Raw genomic sequence first — 26,705 nt, 5'->3', positions numbered from 1 at the left:
CCCCTCGCATCATATACAGGTAGATAGAAGATGTCGAGGAGGAGGAACATGCAAATCCATGTGGTAACACCGGGGGAAACCGTCAACAGCATCGCCCAAACGTTTGCAATCAATCCGAACCGGATCATCCATGCCAATGAAATTCCTGAGCCGTATGAATTGGTTGTGGGTGAAGCATTGGTGATTCCGATCGTCGGCGAATATTACACCGTGAAATCGGGTGACAGCCTCTACAAGATTTCGCGGCAGTTCGGCATCCCGATGGCGCGAATTGCGGAGGCGAACGGGATGTCGATCTACCGGCCGCTCAACGTTGGGCAGCGCCTGTTCATTCCGCCAGGGAGAAGACGCAGCGCGGATATATATGCCTATGCAGATACCCATTACGGCAGGGTCAGCAAACTGGTAGAGGAAGAGACGCGAAAGGCAGCGCCGCACCTCACCTTTCTCGGTCCGTCCGGGTACGCGATCCAACGCGACGGTACGCTGAAGCCGCCGGGGCTGGATGATTTTTTTGCGATCGCACGGCAACACCGTGTGGCGATGTCGATGGTGGTCATCAATCTGGAAAATGACCAATTCAGCACGGAGCTGGCGCATGTCGTTTTGCATGATGAAGCGCTGCAAGACCGCCTGCTTGCGCAAATTTTGAAAACGGCGGAAGAACAAAACTTCCGCGATGTTCATTTTGATATTGAGCGCGTCGCGCCGGACGATCGGGAAGCGTATAACCGTTTTTTGCGGAAAGCGTCCGCTCGGATTCACCAGGCAGGCTTGCTGTTTTCCACTGCATTGGCGCCGAAGACGAGCGCTGCACAGGCCGGAGAATGGTATACGGCACACGACTACAAAGTGCATGGGGAAGTCGCTGATTTTGTCATCATCATGACCTATGAGTGGGGCTATAGCGGAGGGCCGCCGCTTCCTGTATCGCCGATCAATTCGGTACGGCGTGTGCTGGAGTATGCCAAAACAGAGATTCCGGCAGAAAAAATCATGATGGGGCAAAACTTGTACGGCTATGACTGGACGCTGCCTTTCGTGCGCGGGACAAAAGCGAAAGCGATCAGCCCGCAGGGAGCGATCGCCTTGGCGCGAAAACAGCAGGTAGCCATTTCGTACGACCTCAAGGCCCAGGCTCCCCATTTCAGCTATACCGATGACGAGGGCAAGGAACACAAGGTATGGTTCGAGGATGCCCGGTCCATTCAGGCCAAGTTTCAATTGGTCAAAGAGCTTGGCATCCGCGGCGTCAGTTACTGGCGGCTCGGTTTTCCGTTTCCGCAAAACTGGCTTCTGATCGAATCCAACTTCCGGGTGACAAAGCGGGTGTGAAGAGAAAAGCCTGTTTACGATCGAAATTGACACATTTCGTCTCCGATTCAGCAGGAGACTTTTTTCTTTTTCCTGTACAATAGAGTGAAACCGTATGCAAGAAGGAGAAAGGGGTTTGACGAATGGGAGAATGCCGACTCAACCACAGTCCGCAAGACGTTTCGAGTAAGCTGGAGGAGCAGAAAGCGTATCTGCCTTCCGACATCGCTCTACAGCTGCAGGCGTGTTTGCAGCAACCTCTTGGGCAAGAGATTTTGAATCAGCTGTTCCATCTGCTGAAAAAGTACGATTTGGCAGAGGAAGCGGTCAGGCTGGAACGCGACGCGCAATTCAAGACAATTTTACAAGGGCTTACGTCCTGAAAATCCATCATAGAGCCCGTGGTAATGCGAGATGCGAGGCTCCCCCTGCTTCCAGCATAAAAGGACCTCAGCTCCATCGATGAGCGCAGGAAAGTCGATCAAACCGATGTCGATATCTTTCACTTGAATGCCTTTGGCATGGATGGCGTCCAAGTGCAGCTGGATTTCCAACTGCATGAATTCCATCGAGCACTCCAGCTTGAAGATTGCCTCATCAAGCTGACTGGTTTTCGCTTGTGGTTGCTGCTTGATGACTTGCAGTTCTTTATAGGCACGAAGAAAATCCGATCGTTTCGCTTGCATGAAGCTGAGTTCTCCTTGCATAAAGGGAAGGAGTGAATTTGCCTCGTCCAAGGTAAAATAACGTTTTGCCATTTGTTGCACCTCCTGTCTTGGATTATACTCGAAATAGCGAGTGTTTTACCATGCTTGAACGTGCCTGACGTAAAGGAGACGCTATGACGAACAAACGATATTATGAAGATGCTTATTTGCAAACATTCCAGGCGGCCATCATCGGTCGCGGCCAGGAAGCTGACGGGACAAGCTATGTTGTGCTTGACCAGACGGCGTTCTACCCGACGGGCGGCGGACAGCCTTGCGATCTGGGCTCCATCGCGGACGTTGCGGTTGTCGATGTTGAAGAAGTCGATGACGAGATTCGCCATCGATTGGCAGCGCCTCTGGCAGATGAAATCGTGGAAGTTACCGGGACGATTGATTGGGAGCGCCGCTTTGACCATATGCAGCAGCATGCCGGCCAGCACATTTTGTCTGCGGCATTCGATGAGCTGATCGACGCGCCGACGGTTGCGTTTCATCTTGGGCGCGAAACGGTTACGATCGATATCGCCACAAGCGAGCTGACAGCCGAAAAGGCGCAGGCGGTCGAGCGGCTGGCCAATCAAATCGTGCTGGAGAATCGCGATATTACGGCCCGTTTTGTCGATGAAGCCCAGCTGGCTGCGATGCCGCTGCGCAAACCGCCGAAAGTGACGGAAAACATCCGGATCGTCGCAATCGATCGCTTTGATTACAACCCATGCGGAGGCACTCACCCCGCGCGCACAGGGGAAGTGGGCATGATCAAAATTCTCGGATGGGAGAAGGCGAAAGGGAACACCCGTGTCGAATTCGTCTGTGGCTTGCGCGCGCTGTCTTCTTTCGGCCAAAAGCAAACGGTGATCAAGGAGCTGACTCGCCTGTTGGCTGCCCAGGAATTTGAACTGCCTGCGCACATTGCGCGGCTGCTTGCAGAGCGCAAGGAGCTTGAACACCAGATCGGAGAATACAAGACCCTGCAGCTGGAGCAGGAAGCGCGCGAGCTGTTGCAGACGGCGGCGCCGGTGCGCAGCTACCTGGTCGTAAAGCAAGGATTCGCGAACCGTACGATCCAGGAGCTGCAAAAGCTCGCCCAGCTGATTTGCGCGCAAAACCCGGCGGCAATCGCCCTGCTGGCGGGAACGGGCGCCAAAACGCAGCTGGTATTCTCGCGCGGTACGGACGTGAAGCTGGCGATGAACGCACTTTTGAAAGAGACGCTGGTTCTGATCGACGGCAAAGGCGGAGGGTCGCTCACCACTGCCCAGGGGGGCGGAGACAGCCAAAAGCCTGCGGAGGAATTGCTGGACCATGCCAGCGGATTGATTGAATCAAGTGAGGAGTGAGAGCAGATGATGATGCCGAACATAGGACAATTGGTTGCCGCCCATCACAAGACGGGTGCATACATAGCGGAGGTTGTTGAGCTTGCGGGAAGCAAGGCGCTGCTCAAAACGCTTGGCGTCACCAAGCACCCGACACAAGGGGACCTGCATAACCCCAACCAGGCCGATGTCGTGCTGTTTCATCAACGGCGTGCGCTCGCCTATTTGGAGAAAGTGTGGGTACCGCTCCAAGCGATCGAGGCGTATGAAGGGAGCGTTCCCGACTATCAAGCGTCACTGCGCGAAGCCCTTGAAAAAGAGATTGCACATTGGACGCAAGCACTGCCATCTCGGTTTGCAGAGCGCTGTCTGATTGAGCTGGAGAACTTGAAAACGGATTATTTCCCGAAGGGATGACGAAAGCACGATGGGCATGTACGACAAGAACAAACCATATGTAATCGTCGAGGAACCAGGCTTGAAAATGTACTGTGCCTGCGGCTTGACAGAGGAAGCGCCGTACTGCGACGGTTCCCACAACGGAAAGGAGACGGGAAAACGCCCGTATCTGGTCAAAATCGAAGAAACCAAAACCGTACGCGTATGCGGTTGCGGCCGTTCCGGGCGATTGCCCTGGTGCGACGGTACGCATGACAAAGGATGTGAAGAAGAGTGAGCAACCCCAAAAAGGAACAGAACAACCGGAGCAATCTCCTGGTCATCTGGGCGTTTCTGGGTACCATTTTGGTCTGTGCGATCGCGATGGTCATGTTCATGATGTCTTATAAGCCATAGCTGTCCTACCGTTGACGCTCCTCATGGCATATGCAAGCAAGGCTCCTTACTCGATGTAAGGGGCCTTTTTGGTGCAGGCGCTGGCAGGAAGCGCTTTCACGCCGATTTTCTCAAATATAAGAAGCTTTGACCAGAGGAAGCGAAAGCGACGGGACCGGCAAAAATACAAGCAATGCCGCTTTCCTATGGTGCATCTGAACAAAGGACTTGCAAGCCAAGGCATGTATAACGAATTGCTTATGAATTCTCGGTTTTGAGAAGCGTTTCTCAAATAAAATGGGAAAAAGCTGTCCATCCCTGCGAATATCGTGTCTGTTTCCTGCAAAAAGAGCCCAAAACCGGCAAAACAGTCGTTGGCACGCAGATTGCTTATAGAAAGGAGCAGGAACACAAACTGGTTTTAAGGAAAGGTGAAAAGATGGAAAGAAAATCAAGAGAAGAATCAATCAACCTGGCGAGCGAAATCCTGGGATACATTGAAAGCGAAAAGCTGACTCTTGAGGAAAAGAAAAAAATCGTCGCAGACTCCGTAGACAATTTCAGCAACTATGTGACGAAAGCCATTTTAGCACACAGAAAATCGGTATCCAATGATTTCTCCGTTGTGGAATGGGAAGATGAGGCAGCTGTTTTCCGCGACACAATGGGAGACGAATATATTGACTGTCTTGGCGGCTACGGCGTTTATTTGCTCGGTCACCGCCATCCGAAAGTGGTTTCCGCCGTTCAGGCCCAATTGAACCGCTACGCGCTGCACAGCCAGGAGATGGTTGACCCGCTGCGCGGCTATCTGTCCAAGCTACTTGCCTACATTACGCCAGGCGACCTCCAGCATTCGTATCTCGTGAACTGCGGGACGGAAGCGAATGAGATGGCGCTCAAACTGGCGCGTCTGGCGACAGGCAAAAAATGCTTCATCTCGACAGAAAAAGGCTTCCACGGGAAAACGATGTTCTCGCTCTCCGCATCAGGGAAAGCGACGTTCCGCGAGCCGTACCACCCGCTCGTGCCAGGCTTCCAGCACGTGCCGTACGGTGATGCAGACGCGGTCGAACAGGCGATCCGCATGCTGATTGCGACCGGGGAAACGGTTGCAGGCGTGATCGTGGAGCCGATTCAGGGCGAGGGCGGCATCAATATTCCGCCGGATCACTACTTGCCGCGCCTGCGCGAAATTTGCGACAAGTACGAGTGCTTGCTGATCGTAGATGAAGTGCAAACCGGGATGGGCCGTACCGGCACCATGTTTGGCGTGGACCATTGGGGTGTCGTGCCAGATATCATGACGCTTGGCAAAGCGCTTGGCGGCGGCGTCATGCCGATCGCAGCGATGGTCGCCAAGAAAAAATGGTGGGCAAAGATGGAGGAGAATCCGTTCCTGCTCGGGTCGTCTACCTTCGGCGGCAATCCGCTTTGCTGCGCGGGGGCAATCGCCGGGATCAGCGCGATTTTGGAAGAAAACATTCCTCAAATCGCCAAGGAGAAAGGCGATCACTTCATGAAGCATCTGCGTGAAATCCAGAAGCGTTACCCGGATGTACTGGTGGATGTGCGCGGGAAAGGTCTTTTGATCGGAATGGAGTTTGCTACGAATGAGCTTGGCTTCACGCTCGCGAAACAATTGTTTACCAAAAAGATTTTGGTGGGCGGCACCATCAACAACGCGACGGTCATCCGTCTCGAACCGCCAGCGGTGATGACGTATGAGCAGATCGATTACGTGTTGACCTGCATCGAGGAGGGCATCGCACAGCTCTCGAAAGAACGCGCAGTCAGCCATTCTTCCTGATAGGAAAAGCAGAGGGGATTCAGCGCCCTCTGCTTTTTTTCCGTGCACTTGCACAAAGATGCAAATGGAATTCGCCATGCATATGTTGCGGGTAGACAAAAACGTTGACAGCAGCAACACCAGGCAAGGTATAATAAATATGGTGAAAAAGGGAATCATTCTCATCTGGTAAAATCATAACGCCGATCGGCTTGCCGAATCTAGCAGAGCGTAAGACCACACTGGACGGCGATGGAAAGGATGAACGAGCATGGAAGTGCTGGAAGCGATCAAGACCCGACGCAGCATCGGGAAGGTGAAGCAGGACGCGGTAGAGAAGGAAAAGATTGAACAGATTTTGGAAGCGGGAACATGGGCGCCCAACCACCGCCATACAGAGCCGTGGAAGTTTTTTGTCATGACAGGGGAGGGGCGCAAGCATTTGGGCGAGGCATACGCTGAGATCGCGCGAGAAGAGCTCAGCGACCCGGACAGCGAGGAAGGCAAGCAATCGCTGCGCAAACAGTATGACAAGGCGTTCCGCGCGCCAGTGGTCATTGCCGTGGCCGTAACGCCGAACCAGGACCCGCAGATCGTTCCGCTGGAAGAGATCGGGGCGGTGAATGCGGCGATTCAAAACATGCTGCTGGCTGCTCACGACCTCAGCCTTGGCGCTGTATGGCGTACGGGCCTTCCCGCGTATCATCCGCGCATGAAGCAGGCGTTTGGTTTGCAGGAGAACGATGAAGTGCTGGGGCTGCTCTATATCGGTTACCCGGATATGCCCGTGCCAAAAGCGTCGCGTGCCTCGATTGCTGACAAGACCGTTTGGCTCGATAACTAGCGCCATGAAAAAAACACCTGAACGCATCGTCACAGCGTTTCAGGTGTTTTTTGCTGGTACCGCTACACAGCGATTTATTGGGAACTCTTCACTTCGGACCATACGCGGTCGTACTCTTTCACAGCATCTCCGATGTCTTTGATGCTCTCCACGCGCTTCATTTCTTCCGCAGGCGGGTAGATCGCGATGTTTTCCAGTGTCGCTTTATCGATCAGCTTGCGCGCCTCTCTGTTCGGGTTGATGTACGGGAACGATTTGGCGATTTCCGCGCTGATTTCTGGATCAAGCAAGAAATTGATGAACGCTTCTGCGGTCTTTTTGTGCTTTGCACCTTTTGGGATGACAAAGTTGTCGAATGTGATGATCAAGCCTTCTTCCGGCAAGACCGTTTTGATTTGCGGCTTGTCGCGTTGCGCAAGCGCGATTTCAGGGCCCCACGCCAAAGCGGCGGACGCTTCGCCATTGATCAGGAGCGTTTTCGGGCTGTCGCTGTCAAATGCCTTGATGTTCGGCATCAGCTCCATCATTTTTTTCTTGGCTTCATCCAGATGGGCAGGATCGGTATCGTTGGCAGAATAGCCCAATGTTTTCAAAACCATGCCCAAAACAAAGCGCTGGTCATCGAGCACAACCAATTTGCCTTTCAGTTCAGGCTTCCACAAGTCTTTGTAGCTTTTTACCTCGGTTCCGATCGTATCCGGGTTCACGCCGAGCGACATCGTGTTGCCCATATACGGGATCGAGTATTTGTTGCCTGGATCGTAATCCTTGTTGATGTACTCATCGAGGAGGTTTTTAAAATTCGGCACGTTATTCAAGTCGATTTGCTCAATCATGTCTTGCTTGACCATCGGCTGAATGATATAGTCACTCGCCATCGTCAAATCATACATGCCGCCGCCAACCGATACTTTGGCGAGCATTTCCTCATTGGAGGAGAAGGTGGTGTAGTTGACTTTTACGCCATACTTGTCCTCGAATTTTTTGATGACTTCTTCCGGCAAATACTCGGACCAGTTAAAGACATTCAATTCTTTGTCCAGACCCGATGCGGTCTGTTCTCCAGCGCCCTCCTGCGAGGATGAGCCGCAACCCGCTACAGCCAAGCTGAGCGTTGCGATGCTTGCAAACGCCAATGACTTCCATTTTGCTTTCATAACGAAAAACCCCTCCAATGTTTCTATCTCAGCCTTTCTTCATTCGAATGCGCTCTGCCATGATCGCGATGCATAGGGTAACCAGCAGCATGAGGGTAGAGAGCGCGTTGATTTCCGGTGTGACACCGAATTTAACCATGGAGAAAATCTTGAGCGGCAGCGTTGCACTGCCAGGGCCTGCCACGAAAAAGCTGATGATCACGTCATCGATCGACAGGGTGAACGCGAGCAAAGCAGACGCGATCACGCCAGGCGCGATGACCGGCAGAGTGACCTTGATGAATGTTTGCCATGGCGTCGCCCCCAAGTCCATCGCCGCTTCCTCAATGCTCTTGTCGAAGCCGTCCAGCCTTGCTTTGACAACGACGACGACGAATGGAATCGAGAACGTGATATGGGCGGCAACCAGCGTCCAGAAGCCGAGCGGAACTTTCAGCTGGGCAAACAATGCCAGCATGGAAATCCCCATGACGATTTCCGGAATGACGATCGGCAGATACAGCATGGCATCCAACGCTGTTTTTCCGCGGAAATGGTAGCGGTACATCCCGACGGCTGCCAGCGTTCCGATCATCGTTGCAAACACCGTGGACACCAGTGCAACCAGCAAGCTTGTATACGTGGCATCGAGCACATCGCTATTGTGCATCAGTTTGACGTACCAGTCAAATGTGAACCCTGTCCAAACCGCGTTCAATTTTGACTTGTTGAACGAATAGATGAAAAGAATGGCGATGGGCAAGTAGAGAAACAGATAAATGAGCGATGCATAGACAACGGTCGAAATTTTGCTAAACGTAGAGCGCATGGCTTATCTCAACTCCTTGCCACTTTTGTCGTTGGAAAGGCGCATGTAGACCAAAATCATCAGGAGCGTCAGCACCATCAAAATAATCGAGGATGCAGCGCCAAATGGCCAGTCCCGTGCGGTAAGGAATTGATTTTTGATCAAGTTACCAATCAACACGGCTTTGCTGCCGCCCATCAGGTCCGGAATGAAGAACAGGCCGAGCGATGGGATGAAAACAAGGATCGCACCCGCGACAATCCCTGGCATCGTAAGCGGCAACGTAATTTTGAGGAACGTGGTTGCCGGTTTGGCACCCAGATCGGCAGCGGCTTCCAAATACGCTTTATCCAGCTTTTCAATCGATGCATACAGCGGCAAAATCATAAATGGCAGCATGGTATAAACAAGTCCAATCACGACAGAAGTCTCATTGTAAAGCATGGAGATCGGTGCGTCAATCAAACCGAGCTTAAGCAAAAACGTATTGATGACACCCTCTGTCCGAAGCAGCACGATCCATGCGTATGTGCGGATCAGCGAGTTCGTCCAGAAAGGAACGATGACCAGCATCAACAGGAGATTGCGCCAACGCTCCGGGGCGCGTGCCACAATGTAGGCAAACGGATAGCCGAGCACAAGGCAGCAAACGGTCGTGATAAAGGCGCTTACGCACGAAACCCAAAGAATCTTGAGATAGAGCGGGTCGAAAAAGCGGACATAGTTATCGGCAGTAAACGGCGTCTGAATTCCGCCAAACGAGCTGCGGCTCATGAAGCTGACGACCAGAATGAGCAGCAGGGGAATGGCGAACAGGACCGTCATCCAGATCGCTACCGGCGAAATCGTCCAGACGACCCCATAGTCTTTGTGCCGTTTCATCGCTTCAACACCACCGCTTGGGCAGGATTCCAGCTGATGTTGACTTCATCGCCTTCCACGAGAGGGAGGAGCTGGTCCGTTTTTTCCTGGGCGATGAACTCCTTGCCGTCAGGAAGCGCCATGATCGTTTTGGTGAAACCGCCGGAGTAGATGCGTTCGCGCATCCGGGCCGAAATATTAATATGGCCGTCAACCTTTTCCTTGCTAAGGGCTACGCGCTCGGGGCGAATCGCCAAATTGATCTCGTTGCCAACCGCAACGTCCGGCTTGTCCGTATGGGCAACCAGCTGCAGCCCGTCGCATGCAAGCGTTAGTTGCCCTTGGCTCAGAGTGAGCACTTTACCCGCCAGCAGGTTGGTTTCGCCGATGAACTCGGCAACGAATGTGGTCGCCGGATGATCGTAAATCTCGCTCGGCGTCCCGACCTGATCCAAATTTCCTTTGTTCATGACTGCAATGCGATCCGACATGGTAAGCGCTTCTTCCTGGTCATGCGTGACGAAAATGAAGGTAACGCCAAGCTGTTTTTGCAAATGCTTCAATTCCACTTGCATCTGCTTGCGCAGCTTTTGGTCGAGCGCGCCGAGCGGCTCGTCGAGGAGCAGCACTTTAGGGTTGTTTACGAGAGCGCGGGCGATGGCGATCCGCTGCTTCTGGCCGCCGCTCAATTGATCAGGCCGACGGTTCGCGAACGATTCCAGCTGCACCAGCTTGAGCGCCTGCATGACGCGCGATTGGATGTCGGCTTTGGATGTTTTTTTCACGCGCAAGCCGAAAGCCACATTTTCAAAGCAATTGAGATGAGGAAAAAGCGCATAGTTTTGGAACACGGTGTTTACGTTGCGTTCGTAGGCTGGCAAATTTTCGACATGCGTGCCATCCAGAATGATTTCTCCGGATGTCGGGTGCTCGAAACCGGCGATCATTCGCAAGGTAGTAGTTTTCCCGCAACCGCTGGGACCAAGTAAGGTGATGAATTCTCCCGACTGAATATCGAGATTGAGATTTGATACGACGGTGTTTTGATCAAATCTCTTCACGATATTGCGTAATTCGACCATGTGCTGAGACAACGAGACCCCTCCCTAAGATAAAGACTGAATATTTGAAATAAGCAAGAATAGTGCCACAACTCTGTTAGACTTGTTCGAGTTGTGGCATTGCTTTTACTGCTGATGCATTCGTGCAAAGGTGGCTCTCGCTCATTCCAACATAAGAGAAATCACTTCTCGCTTTCGAGAAGTTTGAACCCTTCCAACTTGCGGTAAAGGGTAGCTAGTCCGATGTCGAGTTTTTCCGCGATAAGCCGTTTTGCCTCCAACGAATGACCGTATTTTTGCAGCAGTTCCGTAAGAATCCGCTGTTCATAAATTTTTAGACGGTCTTTTAAAGATATGTCATCATCAACGCCCATGTCAATTTCTTTTGATTGAACAGCGCGTCGTATTCTCGCGGGCACGCTTTCAATGCCGACATAGGGGGTCGTCTCCATGTTAATTGCATACTCAACTGCATTTTCCAGCTCCCGCACATTGCCGGGCCATGGATACTGCATAAATAGCTGCTTCACCTCATCGCTGAAGTCGAGCAGGGGAGTGTCGATCATTTGCCGGTATTTCACCAAAAAATGATCGAGCAGGATCGGGATGTCTTCTACACGCTCCCGCAGCGGCGGCATTTGCAAAGGGATGACGTTCAATCGGAAATATAAATCCTCGCGAAATTCTTTGTTCTTCACCATTTCTTCCAAATTTTTGTTGGTGGCTGAAATGACCCGGATGTTGACCGGAATCACTTGATTGGAACCGACTCGTTCCACTTGCTTGCTTTGTAACACGTGGAGCAGCTTCACCTGCAAGTGAAGCGGCAAATCGCCGATCTCATCGAGAAAGATGGTTCCGCCGTCCGCGAGTTCGAATTTGCCCGCTTTCCCTTCGCGCTTGGCTCCTGTGAAGGCGCCGCCTGCATAGCCGAACAGCTCGCTTTCGAGCAACGCTTCCGGAATCGCGCCGCAGTTGACGATGATGAAAGGCCCTTTGTGACGCGAGCTGGAAAAGTGGATCGCCGCAGCCATCATGCCTTTTCCCGTCCCGCTTTCACCGGTGATCAGGATGTTGGAGTTGCCCCGCGCCACTTTTTGCGCCTGCTTGAGCGCAACGGAAATGGCCCGGCTTTTGCCTTGAATCTCCGAAAAATTCAAATCCTTCGGCTCATTGGTCAGCTCATAGGCGAGGCGCCGCATGTCAGCCATCCTGCGGAAGGAAGCGACCACTCCGACGACCTGTTCATTGAGGTGAATCGGTCTTGCGGTGACGATGAAGTGCATCTCGTGGTTGTCGAGCACGTAGCGCTCTTCCTGTTCCACGTAGCCTTTCCCGGTTGTGAGAACCGATAGCATCGGGGAATTGTCCCAAATGGAAGAGAGCGGCTGCCCGATCAGTTCGTCTTTTGCCCGTTTGATCAATTGCTGGGCGGTATGATTGCATGTGGTGATCTTGCCGTGCTCGTCAATTGCGATGATTCCCTCATGAATCGATTCGATCAGCACTTCCTGCTGGTGCATGGTTTTCATCCACTTTTTCACCGCTTCTTGCTCCGCGATCGTGGTGCTAAGCAGTTCCGACATGCGCTGCAGGAAGGTCAGCAGCGCGATTTTGTTGGAGATGAGCGTGCGATGCTGCGAGTCGTTGAAGGCGATCAAGCCGATGACGCCGATCACTTTGCCGTCATGGTGGATCGGGGTACACAGCTCGGCCAGCTCTTCCGCCACGCCCGCGAGTACGGAAGGGTCATACGAGGGGTCGTTTTGCACATCCTCGACAACAAATGGCTGATTCGTTTGCAGGACACGCCCGTATAAAAAGCCGGCTTCAATCTGTCCTCCTTCTTCCTTGGAATTGATCTTTTCGTGATACTTGCCTGTGCCCGCAATAATCGTCATGGAATCGTCGACGATCTCTGTTTCGATTTGCAGGGCGGCGGAGATCGCTTCTGCTACTTGCTGTGCGGTTTGCTGAATCTCCTTGAGAAAACTCATCCATTCACCTCCGAAAAATAAGCTAATCTACTTAACTGTACCATATCCGTTTCAATCCTTGGAACAAATATCCTGAAAATTATAGAAATGAAGGGGGCAGGGGGGCATTTTGCAGGATGGCGGGTGGTTTTGTGGTGAGGAGTTTTGAAAGAAAGTTCCGCGAAAAGCGGTGACGATGCTCTCTGGGGTCGGAGAGAACGGCGCAAGCGCAAAAATGGAAACCGCGCCCCAAAGCCACACGCTGCGCGGCGGGAGTATCTCACGGAAGTAGATGTGGCGCGAAAGGCGTTTCCATTTTTGCGCTCGCGCCTGGCAGGCATCGTCAACGCTTTTCGCTCCACTTTCTTTCAAAACTCCGTCGGGGCCATCCTGCATAATGATGGGGAGGGAATAATAAAAAAAGAAAAAGCCAGTTCCTGGTAGTGAAGTGCCCCCTGTCAAGTAGACAGTGTAAAAACAAAAAAGTTATTCTATTACCCTCCGTTCATATGTTACAGAACGGAGGGTTTTTTCTGATCTTATGTTTATGCAGCTTGTTTTCGATACTCGTTAGGAGACAAGCCATTTAAACGCTCTGTATAGCGGTAATTGTTGTAGTAGCGGATATAACGGCTCACGTTATGAAGTACGTCTTCGTAAGTGTCGTGTTTAGCCAAATAAAAGCTTTCTGACTTAAATGTTCCCCAAAATCGTTCAACGGGTTGATTATCCAGGCATCGACTCACACGAGACATACTCTTGCTAAAACAATATTTATTCATAAGACGATTGTATTCATGTGAAGTATATTGAAAGCCTCTGTCGCTATGGAGAAGTGGAGTTACTCCTGGGTTCTTCCTATACGCTTTCTTCACCGTATCCATAACGAGTTTATTGTTGTTGGAGTGACTTAAAACCCATGAAACGACGGAGTTATCGTATACATCAACAATAGCGCTCAGATAGGCTTTACGACCATTCCCGTACTTCAACTCGGTGACGTCTGTGCACCATTTCAGATTTGGAGAATCGGCGTGAAATTCACGATTCATTACATTTTCAGCCACATGTACTTCAGAGGATTTTACGTAGTTTGGCCGTTTCTTACGAATGACGGCTTTCAATCCAAGAGCACGCATTATTCGATAATAACGCTTTTCGTTGTAATTTTTCTTGAGTTTTCGATTCAATTGTGTGCCGATTTGACGATAGCCAAGAGCGCCCTTTCGTTTGTCATAGCGAAGTTTCACTTCCTTAGCGAGTGAAAGAATGTCAAGTTCTCTGGTGGATGGCTTCCATTTTAGCCATTTATAATAGGCAGATCGAGCAACTCCAGCTAGCTCACACAGCTTCGTGATCGCGTAGCCTTTCTCCGTATGCAGTTCTTGGATCGCGTGATACAAGTCTGCATGACGAACTAACGTGAGCGTGTATTTCGTCGCTTGATCTCTGCCAACTTTTTTGCGAAGGCATTCTCCATCTCTAGGTATTCGTTTCGAGCTTCTAATTCCTTGATCCGTAGTCTTAGACGTTCCTGCTCATCGAGTTCCTCTACAGGCTTTTTGCGACCGCGATTGTCCCTAAGAGCATCCTCACTGCCTGCTTGATATTTCCGAACCCAGGCGTACACCTGCTGGTAAGATACACCGTACTTTTCGATAGCTTTCTGATAATCTAAACCATTAGCGATTGTATATTGAGCAATTTCAATACGTTCTTCGAAAGTTGTTTTACGTCCTTTATTCATACGAGATAGTCCTTTTCCCTTACGTGTAGGTTTCAATTCTATCTCATTAGTATACTTGGAAATCCATTTCCCCAAAACACTTCTACTTGAAATACGATGCTTCTTTGTCGCCTCTTCTACGGAGCAATGACCAGACAGTACATCTTTAATAGCGGCAAGCTTCAATTCTTTTGCGTATGATTTCCACGTATTCGATTCCTTTAACCCATCCAAACCATCTGCTCTATATTTTCTTATCCATTCTTTCACAGTGTGTGAGCTAACCCCTAGCTGCTTCGCTTCATAGTTTGAATTTGATTTGTGCTCTAAGCATCGCTGTACAACATGTAATTTCGTTTCAAAAGAAGTTAAACTTCTTTTAGACATCATAAAAACTCCCATCATTGTAGAAGTAGAAGTTTTGTTTTTTTCTACTGTCTACTATGATGGGAGCATATCAGTAGGGAACTGACTTTTTCTTTTATAGAAGAAACGTGGGTTCTGTTTAGCCGTTTAAGACTGGCAATTCTTTTACATAACGATTTCTTGGATGCTCGCGGCATTCGGTGGAGCAGGAGCGTTGGTGTTCGGTTTCGCATGCTTCGCAGCAGATCATCTGGTCGTTGCATTCCGGGTTTGCGCAGTTGACGTAGCGGTCTTCCGGTTTGCCGCAGAAGCGGCATTTGCCCACGATGACGTCTTCTTCCGTGCGGTTGATCGGTACGGAGATGCGCTCGTCGAATACGTAGCATTTCCCGTCGTACAGACGGCCTTTTACTTCAGGGTCTTTCCCGTACGTCACGATCCCGCCGTGCAGTTGCCCCACATCCTTGAAGCCTTCGCGGATCAGGAAGCCGGAGAGTTTTTCGCAGCGAATCCCGCCTGTGCAGTACGTGAGAATCTTTTTGTCCTTGTACTGGCTCAAGTTTTCACGAATCCAGTCAGGGAACTCACGGAACGATTCGACTTCAGGGCGGATCGCGTTGCGGAAGTGGCCGATGTCATACTCATAGTAGTTGCGGCCGTCCAGCACGATGACATCTTCTTCTTGCAGCGCGTCGTGGAATTCCTTCGGCGACAAGTATTTGCCTGTCAGCTGGTTTGGATCGATGTCGTCTTCCAGTCGGAAGGTGACCAATTCTTTTTTCGCGCGCACAAACATTTTTTTGAACGCGTGCTGCTCCACTTCATCGATCTTGAAGAAGGTATCGTGAAAGCGAGGGTCTTTTCTCATGTATTCCATATACGCATCAGTCTGTTCGACTGTCCCGGATACTGTACCGTTAATGCCTTCTTCCGCGATGAGAATGCGCCCTTTCAGCCCCAGTTCCTTGCAGAAGGCCAGATGCTCAGCAGCATATTCCTCATACTGATCGATGTGTACGTATTTGTAATATAGTAGCACACGATATGGTTTTTGTTCAGTCATGCTTAAGCTACACCATCCTGTATGATAATTGATTCTTACCCATACTTACTAGAATACCACTAATGCAAACAAAATGCATAACCTTGTTTTGGTCATGAATAGATATTTGCGCGATTGGGAGGCAGGATTGGCGGTATATTGATGGATTCTATCGAAATGTGGTACTGTTAGCAAGGTTGATGGAGACGGCTGACAAAAACCCGGTGCCTCAAGTGGACACATATGCGTCGTCAACGATGAGAAGCCGGGCGATCTGTAGGAGGGATACGAAGATGGATATGCAACGCATTCCAGTGAAAGTAAAAAAATTGCGCGAGGACGCTGTCATTCCGGTCTATGCCAAAGCGATGGACGCCGGATTTGATCTGGTTGCGGTGGAGGACGTCCTGGTTGGACCGGGCGAGACGGCAAAGGTGCAAACCGGACTGGCATTTGCCATCCCGGCCGGTTTTGAGCTGCAAATCCGCCCGCGCTCCGGCATCAGCGCAAAGACGAAGCTGCGTCTGCCCAATGCGCCGGGCACGATCGATGCCGGCTATCGGGGAGAGGTGTGCGTCCTGATCGAAAACACGCGTCCGGCGAGCGGCGAGATCGGCAACGAATGTCTCTCGGTCGGCGAGGCAAAAATCAGCACAGCAGAAGCGGTGGATGCGAATGCCTATCTCATCAAGAAGGGCGATCGCGTCGCACAAGGCGTGCTCGGACGGGTACCGCAGGCCATTTTTGAAGTCGTGGATGAACTGGACGAGACAGAGCGCGGCGCCGGCGGATTTGGAAGCAGCGGCGTGCGCGTATTGAAATAAAACGAATGACGCGAAAAGGCGGTTTTTGCTGTTGAACGCAAAAATCGTCTTTTTTTTTACAATCGGCTCTGCACCCTTCCGCTGACTGCGTTTTTTCTTTGACAGAGAAAAGGTAGAAATCATAGAATAGGTAGATGAAGGGAAATTTCTCCGTTACACAGCCCATTTAGAAGGAGATCACGTATGCTTTACTTTTCGCTCCTGTCAGTCATCGTTGGATTGACACTCTATCATTTCTATTATCGAGGAAAAACGGAGAAACAACTGGAAGGTTTGAGAAACGAACCATCGGCGACAGCAGAGATGAAAATGGCTATGAAAATCATTGAGGAAAGCCCTTTCCTGATCAATGTAAAAGATTGGGACGGCTACTATACGCTCGCGAACAAGCGTTATGCAGCCGAATACAATCAGACGCCGGAAGCGATGATCGGACGCCATGTGCGAGAGTTCAGAAGCCATGATTTCAACGACCAGCTTCAGCTGGAAGAAGACCGGGAAATCATGTCCAACCAGCAAAAAGTCGAGTATGAGGTAGCCTACATCGACAAGAACGACCAGCAGCGCTGGGTTCGCGTGATCAAAATTCCGTTTCTGGAAAACGCCAGCCGCCACGTCCTGAGCATGGCCTTCGACATTACGGAATGCAAGCAGATCGAGGCGATGGTCGACTATCAATCCCGTAACGACGCCCTGACCGGCTTGCCAAACCGATTGTTTTTCTTCGACCGTGCGCAAGCGGCGATTGACGAATCCAAAAGCGTCAAAAGCAAGTTTGCCATACTCGTTCTCGATCTGGACCGCTTTAAAATCATCAATGACATGCTGGGCCATGGAATCGGCGATCAGCTTTTGCAGTCGGTAGCGGTACGATTGAGCAACCTGTTCGTGAATGCGGGGACGGTGGCGCGCATTTCAGGCGATACGTTCGCTGTGTTGGTTCCGCACTGCACCGAGCTGGAAGCTGCCGAATGGGCCGAACGGATCATCGCCTTGTTTGCGGGGCCGTTCCCGTTGGCCAAGCACGAGCTATACATAACCCCAAGCATCGGAATCAGCATGTATCCCCAAGATGGCGCGGATGCGGAAACGCTGATCAAGCATGCGGATACCGGCATGTATTTGGCGAAAGAACTCGGAAAGAACACATACCAGTTTTACCGTGCAGACAAATCGGCGGCAGCGACCCGCCAATTCATGCTGGAAGGCTACTTGCGCAAAGCTTTGGCCAAAAATGAATTTGAGCTGTATTATCAGCCGAAGATGAACATCAAGTCCGGGGAGCTGATCGGGATGGAAGCGCTCCTGCGCTGGAACCATCCGGAATTAGGGATGGTGTCGCCGGCCGATTTCATCCCGCTTGCCGAAGAGACCGGATTGATTGTGCCGATCGGGGAATGGGTCATACAGACGGCCTGCCTGCAAAACAAAAAGTGGCAGGACGAGGGCTTTATGCCGCTCAAAGTATCTGTCAATCTGTCGGCGCGTCAGTTCCAGCACAACCTGGTGGAAAAGGTGAGCCACGCTCTGACGCTTTCCGGTCTTGCTCCGCATTGGCTGGAGCTGGAAATAACGGAAAGCATCCTCATGCAAAACGAGGAGACGATCATTTCCATTTTGGACGATTTGAAACAAATGGGTGTGCTGATTTCCATCGACGATTTTGGCACTGGCTACTGTTCGCTCAGCTATCTCAAGCATTTCCCGCTCGACACGCTGAAAATTGCCCAACCGTTCGTCCGCGACCTGTCGAAAGGCACCGTAGATTCGGCGATCGCCACAGCTTTGATTACACTTGGACACAGTCTCGGTCTGAACGTGATCGCCGAGGGAGTGGAGACTACGAGTCAACTGCGGATTTTGCAAGATCAGCAGTGTGATGAAATACAGGGGTACATCCTGAGCAAACCGCTTTCCTCCCACGATTTTTCACGATGGTTGCTGACAGAAGCAGCGAAAGGCCCGGAACTGGTTACCTAGAATGTGAGGAAAAACGCTTAATGGAACAACAAATGACACCATTCGTAACCGATGCCGTGCTGGCATCGACCATCTTTGAACAAACCATTGAGAGTATCATGATTACAGATAAATATGGGGTCATCAGGCGGGTTAATCCCGCCTTTTCGGCTACTACAGGGTACGCGCCGGCTGAGGTGATCGGACGGACGCCGCGCGTCTTGAACTCGGGCATTCACGATCGCTCGTTTTTTCGCGAGTTTTGGCGCTGCATCGGTGAAACCGGCTATTGGAGCGGAGAGATCTGGAACCGTAAAAAAGACGGAGAGATTTACTTGGAAAATTTGCGGATCGCGCCCATTCGGGAGAACGGAACGATCCGTGGCTATATCGCGATTTTTTCGGATATTACGGCACATCGTCAGTATGAGCAAAAAATTCAGCACCAGCTTGGGCACGATTCGTTGACCGGGCTGGTCAATCGGATGAAGTTTTTGCAAAAAATCGAAGAGGCGATCGCCGATGCGCAGAAACAGGAATGCATGGCCGCAGTCGTCTGCATGGATTTGCATAATTTCAAAAGCGTCAATGAAAGCTTGGGCACAGCGATGGGCGACCTGGTCCTGCAAAATGTGGCAAGCCAGCTGCTGAGTATGGCTGGCCCCCAAAATACGGTGGCACGCATCGGCGGAGACGAGTTCGCCATCTTGATGCCGCTTCTCAAAACAGAGGAAAGCGTTCATCAGCTTGTCCAATGCCTGATCGAACAATTGAAACGGACGATCGTCGTAGAAGGTCACGAGCTGTTTGTCACGACGAGCGTGGGAGTCAGTCTGTACCCGCAAAACGGAATGGACCCCGACGAGCTGATCAAGCACGCCGATTCGGCGATGTACCGGGCGATGGCGCTCGGTGGCGGCAGCTATGAGTTTTATACCGAGGAGATGAGCAAGGCAGCGGCCGAGCATGTGCATTTGGGCAGCAGCTTGTCCAAGTCGCTGGAGCGCGAGGAGTTGATTGTCTGTTACCAGCCGCAGCTGGAATTGCCGAGCGGTCGAATCATCGGGATGGAGGCACTGCTTCGCTGGCGCCATCCGGAACTCGGACTGATCTCGCCCGCGAGCTTCATCCCGCTCGCAGAAGAAACCGGCTTGATCGTCTCAATCGGCGAGTGGGTGCTCAGTACCGCATGCCAGAAAACGAAAGAATGGCAGGATCGTGGCTTTGCGGACTTGCGCGTAGCGGTCAACCTGTCTGCCCGCCAGTTCCAGCAAGAGGATTTGGTGCTGATGGTGGATCGCGTGCTGGCCAAGACGGGGCTGCCGCCGCAAAGCCTGGAGCTTGAAATCACGGAAAGCATCGCGATGAATGACGTGAACCGCGTCATCACCACGATGCACCAGCTGAAACGGCTTGGCGTCCGGCTGGCGATCGATGATTTCGGCACCGGCTACTCATCGCTCAGCTATCTCAGCCGCTTCCCGTTGAACAACCTCAAGATCGATCAATCGTTCATCAAAAACGTCGTGAACCAAGAGGATGACGCGGCTATCACCAAAGCGATCGTGTCGCTGGCAAAAGCGCTGGGTCTGCAGGTTACGGCGGAGGGTGTGGAAACAAAGGAGCAGCTCGCTTTTCTAACACAGCTGCAATGCAACAAAATTCAGGGCTACTATGTCAGCAAGCCGCTGTTCGCAGAAGAGTTCGAGCAGTTTTTACAAAAACGCGAATCAGCGCGATAACCAAACAGCAACACATGCGGGATGATCCAATCCCGCCTTTTTCTGTTCATTTCACACGCAACTCGAGGGGGCAAATGATGATGTTGGGAAAAATGCGACCTTATGCGACAGCAGAGCAATTGCTGGCACAGCCGCAAGACGAGCGGGCCGCGCAGGACGATATGGCAAACAGACAAGCGATCGCTTCGCTGGTAGCACCGGTGATGGAGGAAGGGAAGGCGCTTTTTGCCGGATTTATGGCAAGCATGGCGGCAAAAGGGACCGACCCGATCGACAGGCAGCAGCTTGCCGCTTATGTAGAACGATTCCTTTCGGGTGACGAATCTGCTGCATGCCAGCAAAAAAACCGCGAATTTTTTGGGGTTTTACGGAAAAAGCGGTATAATCTAGGGGAACTCATCGTTGCGTTAAACCAACTGCACTTCTTTTTCTCCGTCTATCTTGTTTCGCGCAAGGCGCTCCAGCCTGGACGCTGTCTTGAACTGATGACCACGCTACAGCGAACGGCCAATCGGCAGACACAGATGCTGGTTGACGTCTATACCGGCAAGCAGATCGAGGAGATGGCCGAAGGCATGTCCGGGTTGATGGAGAAAAACGCGGAGATCGTGTACGTCAAAGAACTGATGCAAAAGCTGGATCAGCAATCGCAGGAAACACATAGCATATCCATCTCGACGGAAGAGATGACACAGACCATCAATGAGGTGGCGGTCAATGCCGTGCGAGTGGCGGAAAGTACGGAAAAAGCCGTTTCGCGGGCCGATCACGGAAAACGGGTAATCCACACGGCATTGCAGGAAATTGTTTTGACGAGCAAGACGTTTGATCAGATTAAAGATAACTTCGCACAACTGCAAGGGTATATTCATACGATCCATGATGTCGTGCGCATCATCAATCAGATTGCGAGCCAAACCAATTTGTTGGCGCTGAATGCTTCCATTGAAGCGGCGCGGGCAGGGGAGCATGGGCGCGGGTTCGCTGTGGTGGCGGGTGAGGTTCGGAAGCTGGCGGAAGGAACCGTCGCATCGCTTGGACAAATCAATGATAACGTTGCGAACTTGGAGCGGTTTTCCCAGGAAGTGTCCGAAGCGATCCATTCGACAGGAGAGATCATTCAGCAAGGCGTAGCGGATGCAAGCCAGGCCGTTCCTCTGTTGGATGAGATCGTCAAAGATGTGGAGCTGATCAACGACGCTTCTGCCAACACCGCTGCGATCGCGGAACAGCAGGCCGCAGCGATCGATGAAATGTCGCGGCGGATGGAAAACATCGCACAGCTGACCGATGAGGTGCGCAGCCTGGGGGATGTCACGGGAAAGGCGATCCATGAGTTGTCCGTTTACACCGATCGTTTCCGTTCTGGCCTCTTTACCCAGACGGAAATGCTGTCTGATCGCAGTTTGCTGGAGCTGGCGAAGATGGACCACATTTTGTTCAAATGGAAAATTTACAACATGTCGATGGGGGTGGAAACGATCCGGCCGGATGATATTGTGAATCATCATCATTGCCGACTGGGAACGTGGTATTTCCGTCCTGAGACAAAAGCGCGATTTGGCCATTTGCCAAGCTTCACGAGCCTTGAACAGCCGCATGAAGAAGTGCACCGTCAGGCCAGACTTGCAGCAGAAGGATATGCAGCGGGCGATCTGGCCAAGGCGGAGCACCACCTTGCCTTGCTGGAGCAGGCCTCCCATCTCGTGCTTGCTCATTTACATGAATTGCTGTGTCAACTGCAAGACTGAATGCAAGTCAAATGAGAGGGTGATGACGGTGAAAGAAGCGTTGATTGTGATCGACTATACCTATGATTTCGTGGCGGACGACGGCAAGCTCACTTGTGGCAAACCGGGCCAGGAGATTGAGCAGCGGATTATCGAGCTGACCCAATCGTTCATTGCCGCTGGCAAGTTCGTCGTGATGGCGGTGGATGGGCATCATGAAAACGATCCGTACCACCCTGAATCCAGGCTGTTTCCGCCACACAATCTGTTCGGGACACAAGGGAGAGAGCTGTATGGCGGCCTCGCCGATGTGTATCGCGAATCGGCAGACGCGATTTACTGGATGGACAAAACGCGTTACAGCGCGTTTGCCGGTACCGATCTCGAGCTGCGCCTGCGATCGCGTCAGATCGACACGCTGCATCTGGTCGGTGTCTGCACGGATATTTGCGTGCTGCATACGGCTGTCGATGCGTACAACAAAGGATTTTCCATCGTGGTTCACAAAGATGCGGTCCAGAGCTTCAATCCCGCTGGTCATGAATGGGCGTTGGGACACTTTGCCGGAAGTCTGGGAGCGGCCGTGGTGGGAAAAGAAATCGAGGGATAACACATGGCGACTGACCAACTGAGCTTGCTAACGGATAAATATCAAATCAACATGATGTATGCGCATTGGAAAAACGGAACACACAACAAGAAACGAGTGTTTGAAGCGTATTTCCGCCGCTTGCCGTTCGGCAATGGGTTCGCGGTGTTTGCCGGGCTGGAGCGGATCGTGCGCTACATCAACCAGCTGTCGTTTTGCGAGGAAGAAATCGCCTACTTTGCCGCACAGGAGGAGCAGTATGATCCGGGTTTTTTGGATGAGCTGCGGAAGCTGCGCTTTACCGGAACGCTCCGTGCTGTGCCGGAAGGGACGCTGGTGTTTCCCAACGAGCCGTTGATCCAGGTGGAGGCGCGGGTGTTCGAAGCACAGCTCGTTGAAACGGCGCTGCTCACGTTCATGAATTACCAGACGCTGATCGCGACGAAGGCAGCCCGCATCCGCAAGATTGCGCCCAACGACATTCTGCTCGAATTCGGCACACGCCGGGCGCAGGAAGCGGACGCGGCGATTTGGGGAGCGCGCGCAGCCTATTTGGCGGGCTTCGATGCCACGTCCAACATGAAGGCGGGCATGATGTTTGGCATTCCGACAAAAGGCACGCATGCGCATTCATGGGTGCAGGACCATGCGAACGAGGAGGAGGCGTTCCGCCGCTTTGCCGAGGCGCTGCCAAACCAGGTGACGCTGTTGGTCGATACGTATGACACGCTAAAAAGCGGGATTCCAAATGCGATCAAAGTCGGCCTGGAGCTGCAGAAAAAAGGGATCGCGGTCAAAGGCATCCGCATCGACAGCGGAGATTTGGCGTATTTGTCCATTCATGCGAGACAAATGTTGGATGACGCTGGATTGACGCATGTGCAGATCGTCGCATCGAACGATTTGGACGAAAATCTGATCTTGAACCTGAAGGCCCAAGGGGCACGGATCGATTCGTGGGGGATCGGCACGCGATTGATCACCGCAGCGGACGATCCGTCTCTTGGCGGCGTGTACAAAGTGGTCGCCAAAGAGGAAGATGGCGTCTACATCCCGACCATCAAAATATCCGGCAATCCGGAAAAGATTTCGACACCGGGGAAAAAGAAACTGTGGCGCATTATCAACAGGCGGACCGGCAAAGCAGAAGGAGATTACTTGGCGCTTGCAGAAGAAATTGTGCAGGGCCAAACGTATTTAAAGCTGTTCGATCCGGTCCATACCTACATGCACAAAATCGTGACCGATTACGAAGCGCACGAAGTGCTGCACACCATTTTTGCGGACGGGCGCCAAGTTTATCAATTGCCTGATCTGGATGCGATTCGCGCCTATCATCGTTCCCAGTTGGGACTCTTCTGGGACGAGTATCTCCGCAAGCTGAATCCGGAAAAATATTACGTGAATTTGAGCCAGCAAGTCTGGGATATCAAAATGAAGTTGATCCAGGAGCATCTCACGACAAAGCGCCAGGACGAGGGGAGAAACGATACCGTATGACTACCTTACGAGAGCAAATCATCGAGGAATTGCGTGTGAAACCGACGATCGACCCGCAGCAGGAAATCGCGGATCGCGTTCGTTTTTTAAAAGACTACTTGCTGGCAACCCATGCCAAAGGGTATGTACTGGGCATTTCCGGCGGGCAGGACTCTTCCTTGGCAGGCCGGCTGGCGCAGCTCGCGGTAGAGGAGCTGCGTGCGGAGACTGGCACGCCTTATCAATTCATTGCCGTCCGCCTGCCATATGGCACGCAGCAGGATGAGGAAGACGCCCAGCGCGCTCTGGCGTTCATCCGTGCCGACAAGGCCGTGACCGTCAATATCAAACCTGCTGTCGATGCAGCGGAAGAAGAATGGCAACGCGTATTCGGCAAGCCGATCTCCGACTTTGCCAAAGGCAACCGAAAAGCACGCGAGCGCATGAAAGTGCAATACGACATCGGGGCCGACCAAGGACTGCTTGTCATCGGCACCGACCATGCGGCAGAAGCGCTCACCGGCTTCTTCACCAAATTCGGCGATGGCGGCTGCGACTTGACACCGCTGACCGGCTTGACCAAGCGCCAGGGAAAACAGCTGCTGCAAGCGCTCGGCGCAGAAGAAGCGATTTACATGAAAGTGCCGACGGCTGACCTGGAGGACAACAAGCCGCTTTTGCCTGATGAAGCAGCGCTCGGCGTCACGTATGAAGAGATCGACGATTTTCTGGAAGGAAAAGACGTGAGCCAAGAGGTGCAGAGCAAGCTGGAAGCGAAATTCATGATGACCCGTCACAAACGCCATTTGCCTGTCACGCCTTTCGACACATGGTGGAAGACGGTTTAATCAAATAGAGGAGGGGTTTCCCATGTTCCAAACCATTCAAGCATTTGAACAAGAGTGGGGCCATGAAGCGGCCGGTACGCAAAAAATTCTCGATGTACTGACAGATGCGTCCTTACAGCAAGAGGTAATCCCTGGGGGCCGTACGCTCGGCAGACTCGCCTGGCACATCGTCACCACGCTGCATGAAATGATGAGCCGAACCGGGCTTGCGTTCGATGCGCCTCACCATGATGCCGCATTGCCGACATCCGCCAAGGAGATCGCCGATGCGTACCGTTCGGCAAGCGCCGCTTTGCTTGATGCGGTGAAAAGCCAATGGACCGATGCATCACTGGTAGAAGAATGTGAGATGTACGGCCAGAAATGGCCAAATGGCGTTACGCTCTCCATCCTCATTTCGCATCAGATTCACCATCGCGGACAAATGACCATTTTGATGCGGCAGGCAGGGTTGCCAGTACCTGGCGTTTACGGGCCTAGCCAGGAAGAATGGGCGCAAATGGGCATGGAACCGCCAGCCATCTAAACGCGAAACAAAGAACCGTCAACGTTGCACATGCAGCTGGGACGGTTCTTTTTGTACCTGCAAAAGGAGCGAATCAACCGTGTAACCCTACTCTCAAGCGACATCTACCGGTTCAGGCTCGGGCGGAAGCAGCTGCTTATAGAGCAGTCTGTAGTGATGGGCCGTTTTGTCCCAGCTGAAGGCGAGGCGCACGGTGATCGATGCGCGCTCAACCAATTCATCGCGAAGCGCAGGGGATGTAATGAGCAGGTCAATGGCATTGGCGAAACGTTCGGGGGAATCCGCCTCGTCGATCAAGATGCCATTTTCGCTGTGGATGATTTCCGGAATGCCACCGCGATTGGAGGCGATAACCGGTAGCCCGCATGCCATCGCTTCCACATTGACGAGGCCGAACGCTTCCTGAAACTGGGTTGGACAGACGAGGCAATCGCCGAGCCAGTATGCACGATGCACGCGCTTGGGCGACATTTTGCGGATGAAGGTCAGGCGTACCCCTTTTTCGTCTGCTTCTTTTTCGAGTTCTTTGCGATAGCCAGGCGTGCATTCACCGACAATCACCAGCCTTGTATGCTCATGCATCCGACGGACAATCCCGGCGGCGGCAATCAGGATGTGAATGCCTTTCATCGGAATGACGCGACCGACATACAAAATATTGTACGTGTTCTCCACCTGGTGGCGTGCACGTTCTTTCTGCTTGCGCAACGGCTGCGGCGGCCGGAACTGATCCAGATCGACCCCCAAATAGATGCAGGTTAGCTTGGAACGGTGCTGGGGAAACCGCTGCTGATAATAGTGGGTGATAAACTGCGAATTGCAGACGACGGCGCTGGTTTGCTGCAAAATTTCCTGTTGCTGCGACTCTTCCAGCCGGTCCATAAAAGTAAGGGAATGCAAGCTTAAGATGAGCGGCGTTTCGGGGAGTGTCTTGCGCAACTCAGGAATATAGTGCGGTCGGTTGTCAATGTGAATACAGTCAAACTTGTTTTTTTTCACATAACGGATCACATTGCTCACATAGTTTCCTTGTGCGGGAATGCGCACGATCGTCAACTTGCCCTCGCGAGAACGCTTCGGCAGTTTGGGAGAGGAGCGACAGAGCACGGTGACCTGATACTTTTTCGCTAATCGTTTGGCAATCTGGTAGATGGAAATTTCCACTGATCCTCCTGTTTCCGCAGAGACAGGTTTGGCACCGGGTGCAATAAACAATAGCTTCATCGGGAACTCACCTCACGTAACCTGCGATTTTTTGACGCGGGAACGATTGCTACCAATC

The 26,705-nt window shown here is 52.1% G+C and carries 26 protein-coding genes; 16 read left to right on the top strand and 10 right to left on the bottom strand.

The window, feature by feature from the left end; genetic code table 11:
• The first annotated feature begins 48 nt into the window (after positions 1-48).
• Both ACTID9_RS15705 and ACTID9_RS15700 read left to right on the top strand, forming a co-directional pair.
• Positions 49-1,335: a LysM peptidoglycan-binding domain-containing protein gene (locus ACTID9_RS15705; protein ID WP_441065398.1), complete on the top strand. Its 1,287-nt coding sequence runs from the start codon at positions 49-51 to the stop codon at positions 1,333-1,335.
• 122 nt (positions 1,336-1,457) lie between these two features.
• The gene (locus ACTID9_RS15700) at positions 1,458-1,697 is read left to right on the top strand and encodes a hypothetical protein (protein ID WP_441065396.1); all 240 of its coding nucleotides are present in this window, start codon (positions 1,458-1,460) and stop codon (positions 1,695-1,697) included.
• Here ACTID9_RS15700 and ACTID9_RS15695 read toward each other — a convergent pair.
• Positions 1,677-2,072, bottom strand: coding sequence for a DUF2203 domain-containing protein (locus ACTID9_RS15695; RefSeq protein WP_441065395.1), 396 nt, complete (start codon positions 2,070-2,072; stop codon positions 1,677-1,679). The genes ACTID9_RS15700 and ACTID9_RS15695 overlap by 21 nt on opposite strands.
• Positions 2,073-2,155: 83 nt before the next feature.
• Here ACTID9_RS15695 and ACTID9_RS15690 point away from each other — a divergent pair, with 83 nt between their 5' ends.
• From ACTID9_RS15690 to ACTID9_RS15665, 6 genes are all read left to right on the top strand, one after another.
• Positions 2,156-3,364: an alanyl-tRNA editing protein gene (locus ACTID9_RS15690; protein WP_441065393.1), complete on the top strand. Its 1,209-nt coding sequence runs from the start codon at positions 2,156-2,158 to the stop codon at positions 3,362-3,364.
• A 6-nt stretch (positions 3,365-3,370) separates the two neighbouring features.
• Positions 3,371-3,760 carry a kinase-associated lipoprotein B gene (locus ACTID9_RS15685; protein WP_441065391.1) on the top strand — a complete coding sequence of 130 codons (390 nt, stop codon included), beginning with the start codon at positions 3,371-3,373 and terminating at the stop codon, positions 3,758-3,760.
• Positions 3,761-3,770: 10 nt separating this feature from the next.
• Entirely contained in the window at positions 3,771-4,019 is a 249-nt protein-coding gene (locus ACTID9_RS15680) for a CDGSH iron-sulfur domain-containing protein (RefSeq protein WP_441065389.1), read from the top strand.
• Positions 4,016-4,138 carry a hypothetical protein gene (locus ACTID9_RS15675; protein ID WP_441065388.1) on the top strand — a complete coding sequence of 41 codons (123 nt, stop codon included), beginning with the start codon at positions 4,016-4,018 and terminating at the stop codon, positions 4,136-4,138. The genes ACTID9_RS15680 and ACTID9_RS15675 overlap by 4 nt, the downstream gene beginning before the upstream one ends.
• Positions 4,139-4,556: 418 nt before the next feature.
• Positions 4,557-5,927 carry a putrescine aminotransferase gene (locus ACTID9_RS15670; protein WP_441065386.1) on the top strand — a complete coding sequence of 457 codons (1,371 nt, stop codon included), beginning with the start codon at positions 4,557-4,559 and terminating at the stop codon, positions 5,925-5,927.
• 250 nt (positions 5,928-6,177) lie between these two features.
• Positions 6,178-6,750, top strand: coding sequence for a nitroreductase family protein (locus ACTID9_RS15665; RefSeq protein ID WP_441065384.1), 573 nt, complete (start codon positions 6,178-6,180; stop codon positions 6,748-6,750).
• 74 nt (positions 6,751-6,824) lie between these two features.
• Here ACTID9_RS15665 and ACTID9_RS15660 read toward each other — a convergent pair whose 3' ends face one another.
• The 8 genes from ACTID9_RS15660 to trhO form a co-directional block, all read right to left on the bottom strand.
• Positions 6,825-7,907, bottom strand: coding sequence for an ABC transporter substrate-binding protein (locus tag ACTID9_RS15660; protein ID WP_441065382.1), 1,083 nt, complete (start codon positions 7,905-7,907; stop codon positions 6,825-6,827).
• A 28-nt stretch (positions 7,908-7,935) separates the two neighbouring features.
• Positions 7,936-8,715 carry an ABC transporter permease subunit gene (locus ACTID9_RS15655; protein ID WP_354091623.1) on the bottom strand — a complete coding sequence of 260 codons (780 nt, stop codon included), beginning with the start codon at positions 8,713-8,715 and terminating at the stop codon, positions 7,936-7,938.
• Positions 8,716-8,718: 3 nt separating this feature from the next.
• The gene (gene potB / locus ACTID9_RS15650; protein WP_441065379.1) at positions 8,719-9,576 is read right to left on the bottom strand and encodes a spermidine/putrescine ABC transporter permease PotB; all 858 of its coding nucleotides are present in this window, start codon (positions 9,574-9,576) and stop codon (positions 8,719-8,721) included.
• Positions 9,573-10,649, bottom strand: coding sequence for an ABC transporter ATP-binding protein (locus ACTID9_RS15645; protein WP_441065377.1), 1,077 nt, complete (start codon positions 10,647-10,649; stop codon positions 9,573-9,575). The genes potB and ACTID9_RS15645 overlap by 4 nt, the downstream gene beginning before the upstream one ends.
• 149 nt (positions 10,650-10,798) lie before the next feature.
• Positions 10,799-12,613, bottom strand: coding sequence for a sigma 54-interacting transcriptional regulator (locus ACTID9_RS15640; RefSeq protein ID WP_441065375.1), 1,815 nt, complete (start codon positions 12,611-12,613; stop codon positions 10,799-10,801).
• A gap of 524 nt (positions 12,614-13,137) precedes the next feature.
• Positions 13,138-13,995, bottom strand: coding sequence for an IS3 family transposase (locus ACTID9_RS15635; RefSeq protein ID WP_441065373.1), 858 nt, complete (start codon positions 13,993-13,995; stop codon positions 13,138-13,140).
• Between the two features lie 14 nt (positions 13,996-14,009).
• Positions 14,010-14,708, bottom strand: a complete 699-nt coding sequence (locus ACTID9_RS15630) for a helix-turn-helix domain-containing protein (protein WP_441065371.1) — start codon at positions 14,706-14,708, stop codon at positions 14,010-14,012.
• A gap of 115 nt (positions 14,709-14,823) precedes the next feature.
• On the bottom strand, positions 14,824-15,747 hold the full coding sequence (gene trhO / locus ACTID9_RS15625; protein WP_441065369.1) for an oxygen-dependent tRNA uridine(34) hydroxylase TrhO: 924 nt from the start codon (positions 15,745-15,747) through the stop codon (positions 14,824-14,826).
• Between the two features lie 278 nt (positions 15,748-16,025).
• Between trhO and ACTID9_RS15620 the strand changes: the two genes are divergently transcribed.
• The 8 genes from ACTID9_RS15620 (at position 16,026) to ACTID9_RS15585 (ending at position 25,423) form a co-directional block, all read left to right on the top strand.
• Entirely contained in the window at positions 16,026-16,550 is a 525-nt protein-coding gene (locus tag ACTID9_RS15620) for a dUTP diphosphatase (protein WP_441072618.1), read from the top strand.
• Positions 16,551-16,733: 183 nt separating this feature from the next.
• Positions 16,734-18,530 (top strand): putative bifunctional diguanylate cyclase/phosphodiesterase, encoded by a 1,797-nt coding sequence (locus tag ACTID9_RS15615; RefSeq protein ID WP_441065367.1) that lies wholly within the window; start codon positions 16,734-16,736, stop codon positions 18,528-18,530.
• Positions 18,531-18,550: 20 nt separating this feature from the next.
• A complete protein-coding gene (locus tag ACTID9_RS15610) occupies positions 18,551-20,251 on the top strand; it encodes a putative bifunctional diguanylate cyclase/phosphodiesterase (protein WP_441065365.1) in 1,701 nt (566 codons plus the stop codon).
• 80 nt (positions 20,252-20,331) lie between these two features.
• Positions 20,332-22,002: a methyl-accepting chemotaxis protein gene (locus ACTID9_RS15605; protein WP_441065362.1), complete on the top strand. Its 1,671-nt coding sequence runs from the start codon at positions 20,332-20,334 to the stop codon at positions 22,000-22,002.
• 22 nt (positions 22,003-22,024) lie between these two features.
• Positions 22,025-22,591 carry a cysteine hydrolase family protein gene (locus tag ACTID9_RS15600; RefSeq protein WP_441065360.1) on the top strand — a complete coding sequence of 189 codons (567 nt, stop codon included), beginning with the start codon at positions 22,025-22,027 and terminating at the stop codon, positions 22,589-22,591.
• 3 nt (positions 22,592-22,594) lie between these two features.
• Positions 22,595-24,070, top strand: coding sequence for a nicotinate phosphoribosyltransferase (locus ACTID9_RS15595; protein ID WP_441065358.1), 1,476 nt, complete (start codon positions 22,595-22,597; stop codon positions 24,068-24,070).
• A complete protein-coding gene (gene nadE / locus ACTID9_RS15590) occupies positions 24,067-24,897 on the top strand; it encodes an ammonia-dependent NAD(+) synthetase (protein ID WP_441065356.1) in 831 nt (276 codons plus the stop codon). Before ACTID9_RS15595 ends, nadE begins: the two co-directional genes overlap by 4 nt.
• Positions 24,898-24,919: 22 nt before the next feature.
• The gene (locus ACTID9_RS15585; RefSeq protein ID WP_441065354.1) at positions 24,920-25,423 is read left to right on the top strand and encodes a DinB family protein; all 504 of its coding nucleotides are present in this window, start codon (positions 24,920-24,922) and stop codon (positions 25,421-25,423) included.
• Between the two features lie 93 nt (positions 25,424-25,516).
• On the opposite strand, the gene ACTID9_RS15580 is transcribed toward ACTID9_RS15585, so the two are convergent.
• Complete coding sequence (locus ACTID9_RS15580) at positions 25,517-26,647, bottom strand: glycosyltransferase family 4 protein (RefSeq protein WP_441065352.1); 1,131 nt, start codon at positions 26,645-26,647, stop codon at positions 25,517-25,519.
• Between the last annotated feature and the right edge of the window lie 58 nt (positions 26,648-26,705).

This window comes from Brevibacillus fluminis, assembly GCF_052072235.1.
GTDB lineage: Bacteria > Bacillota > Bacilli > Brevibacillales > Brevibacillaceae > Brevibacillus_D > Brevibacillus_D fluminis_A.
This window is presented reverse-complemented; position numbering and strand designations above follow the sequence as displayed.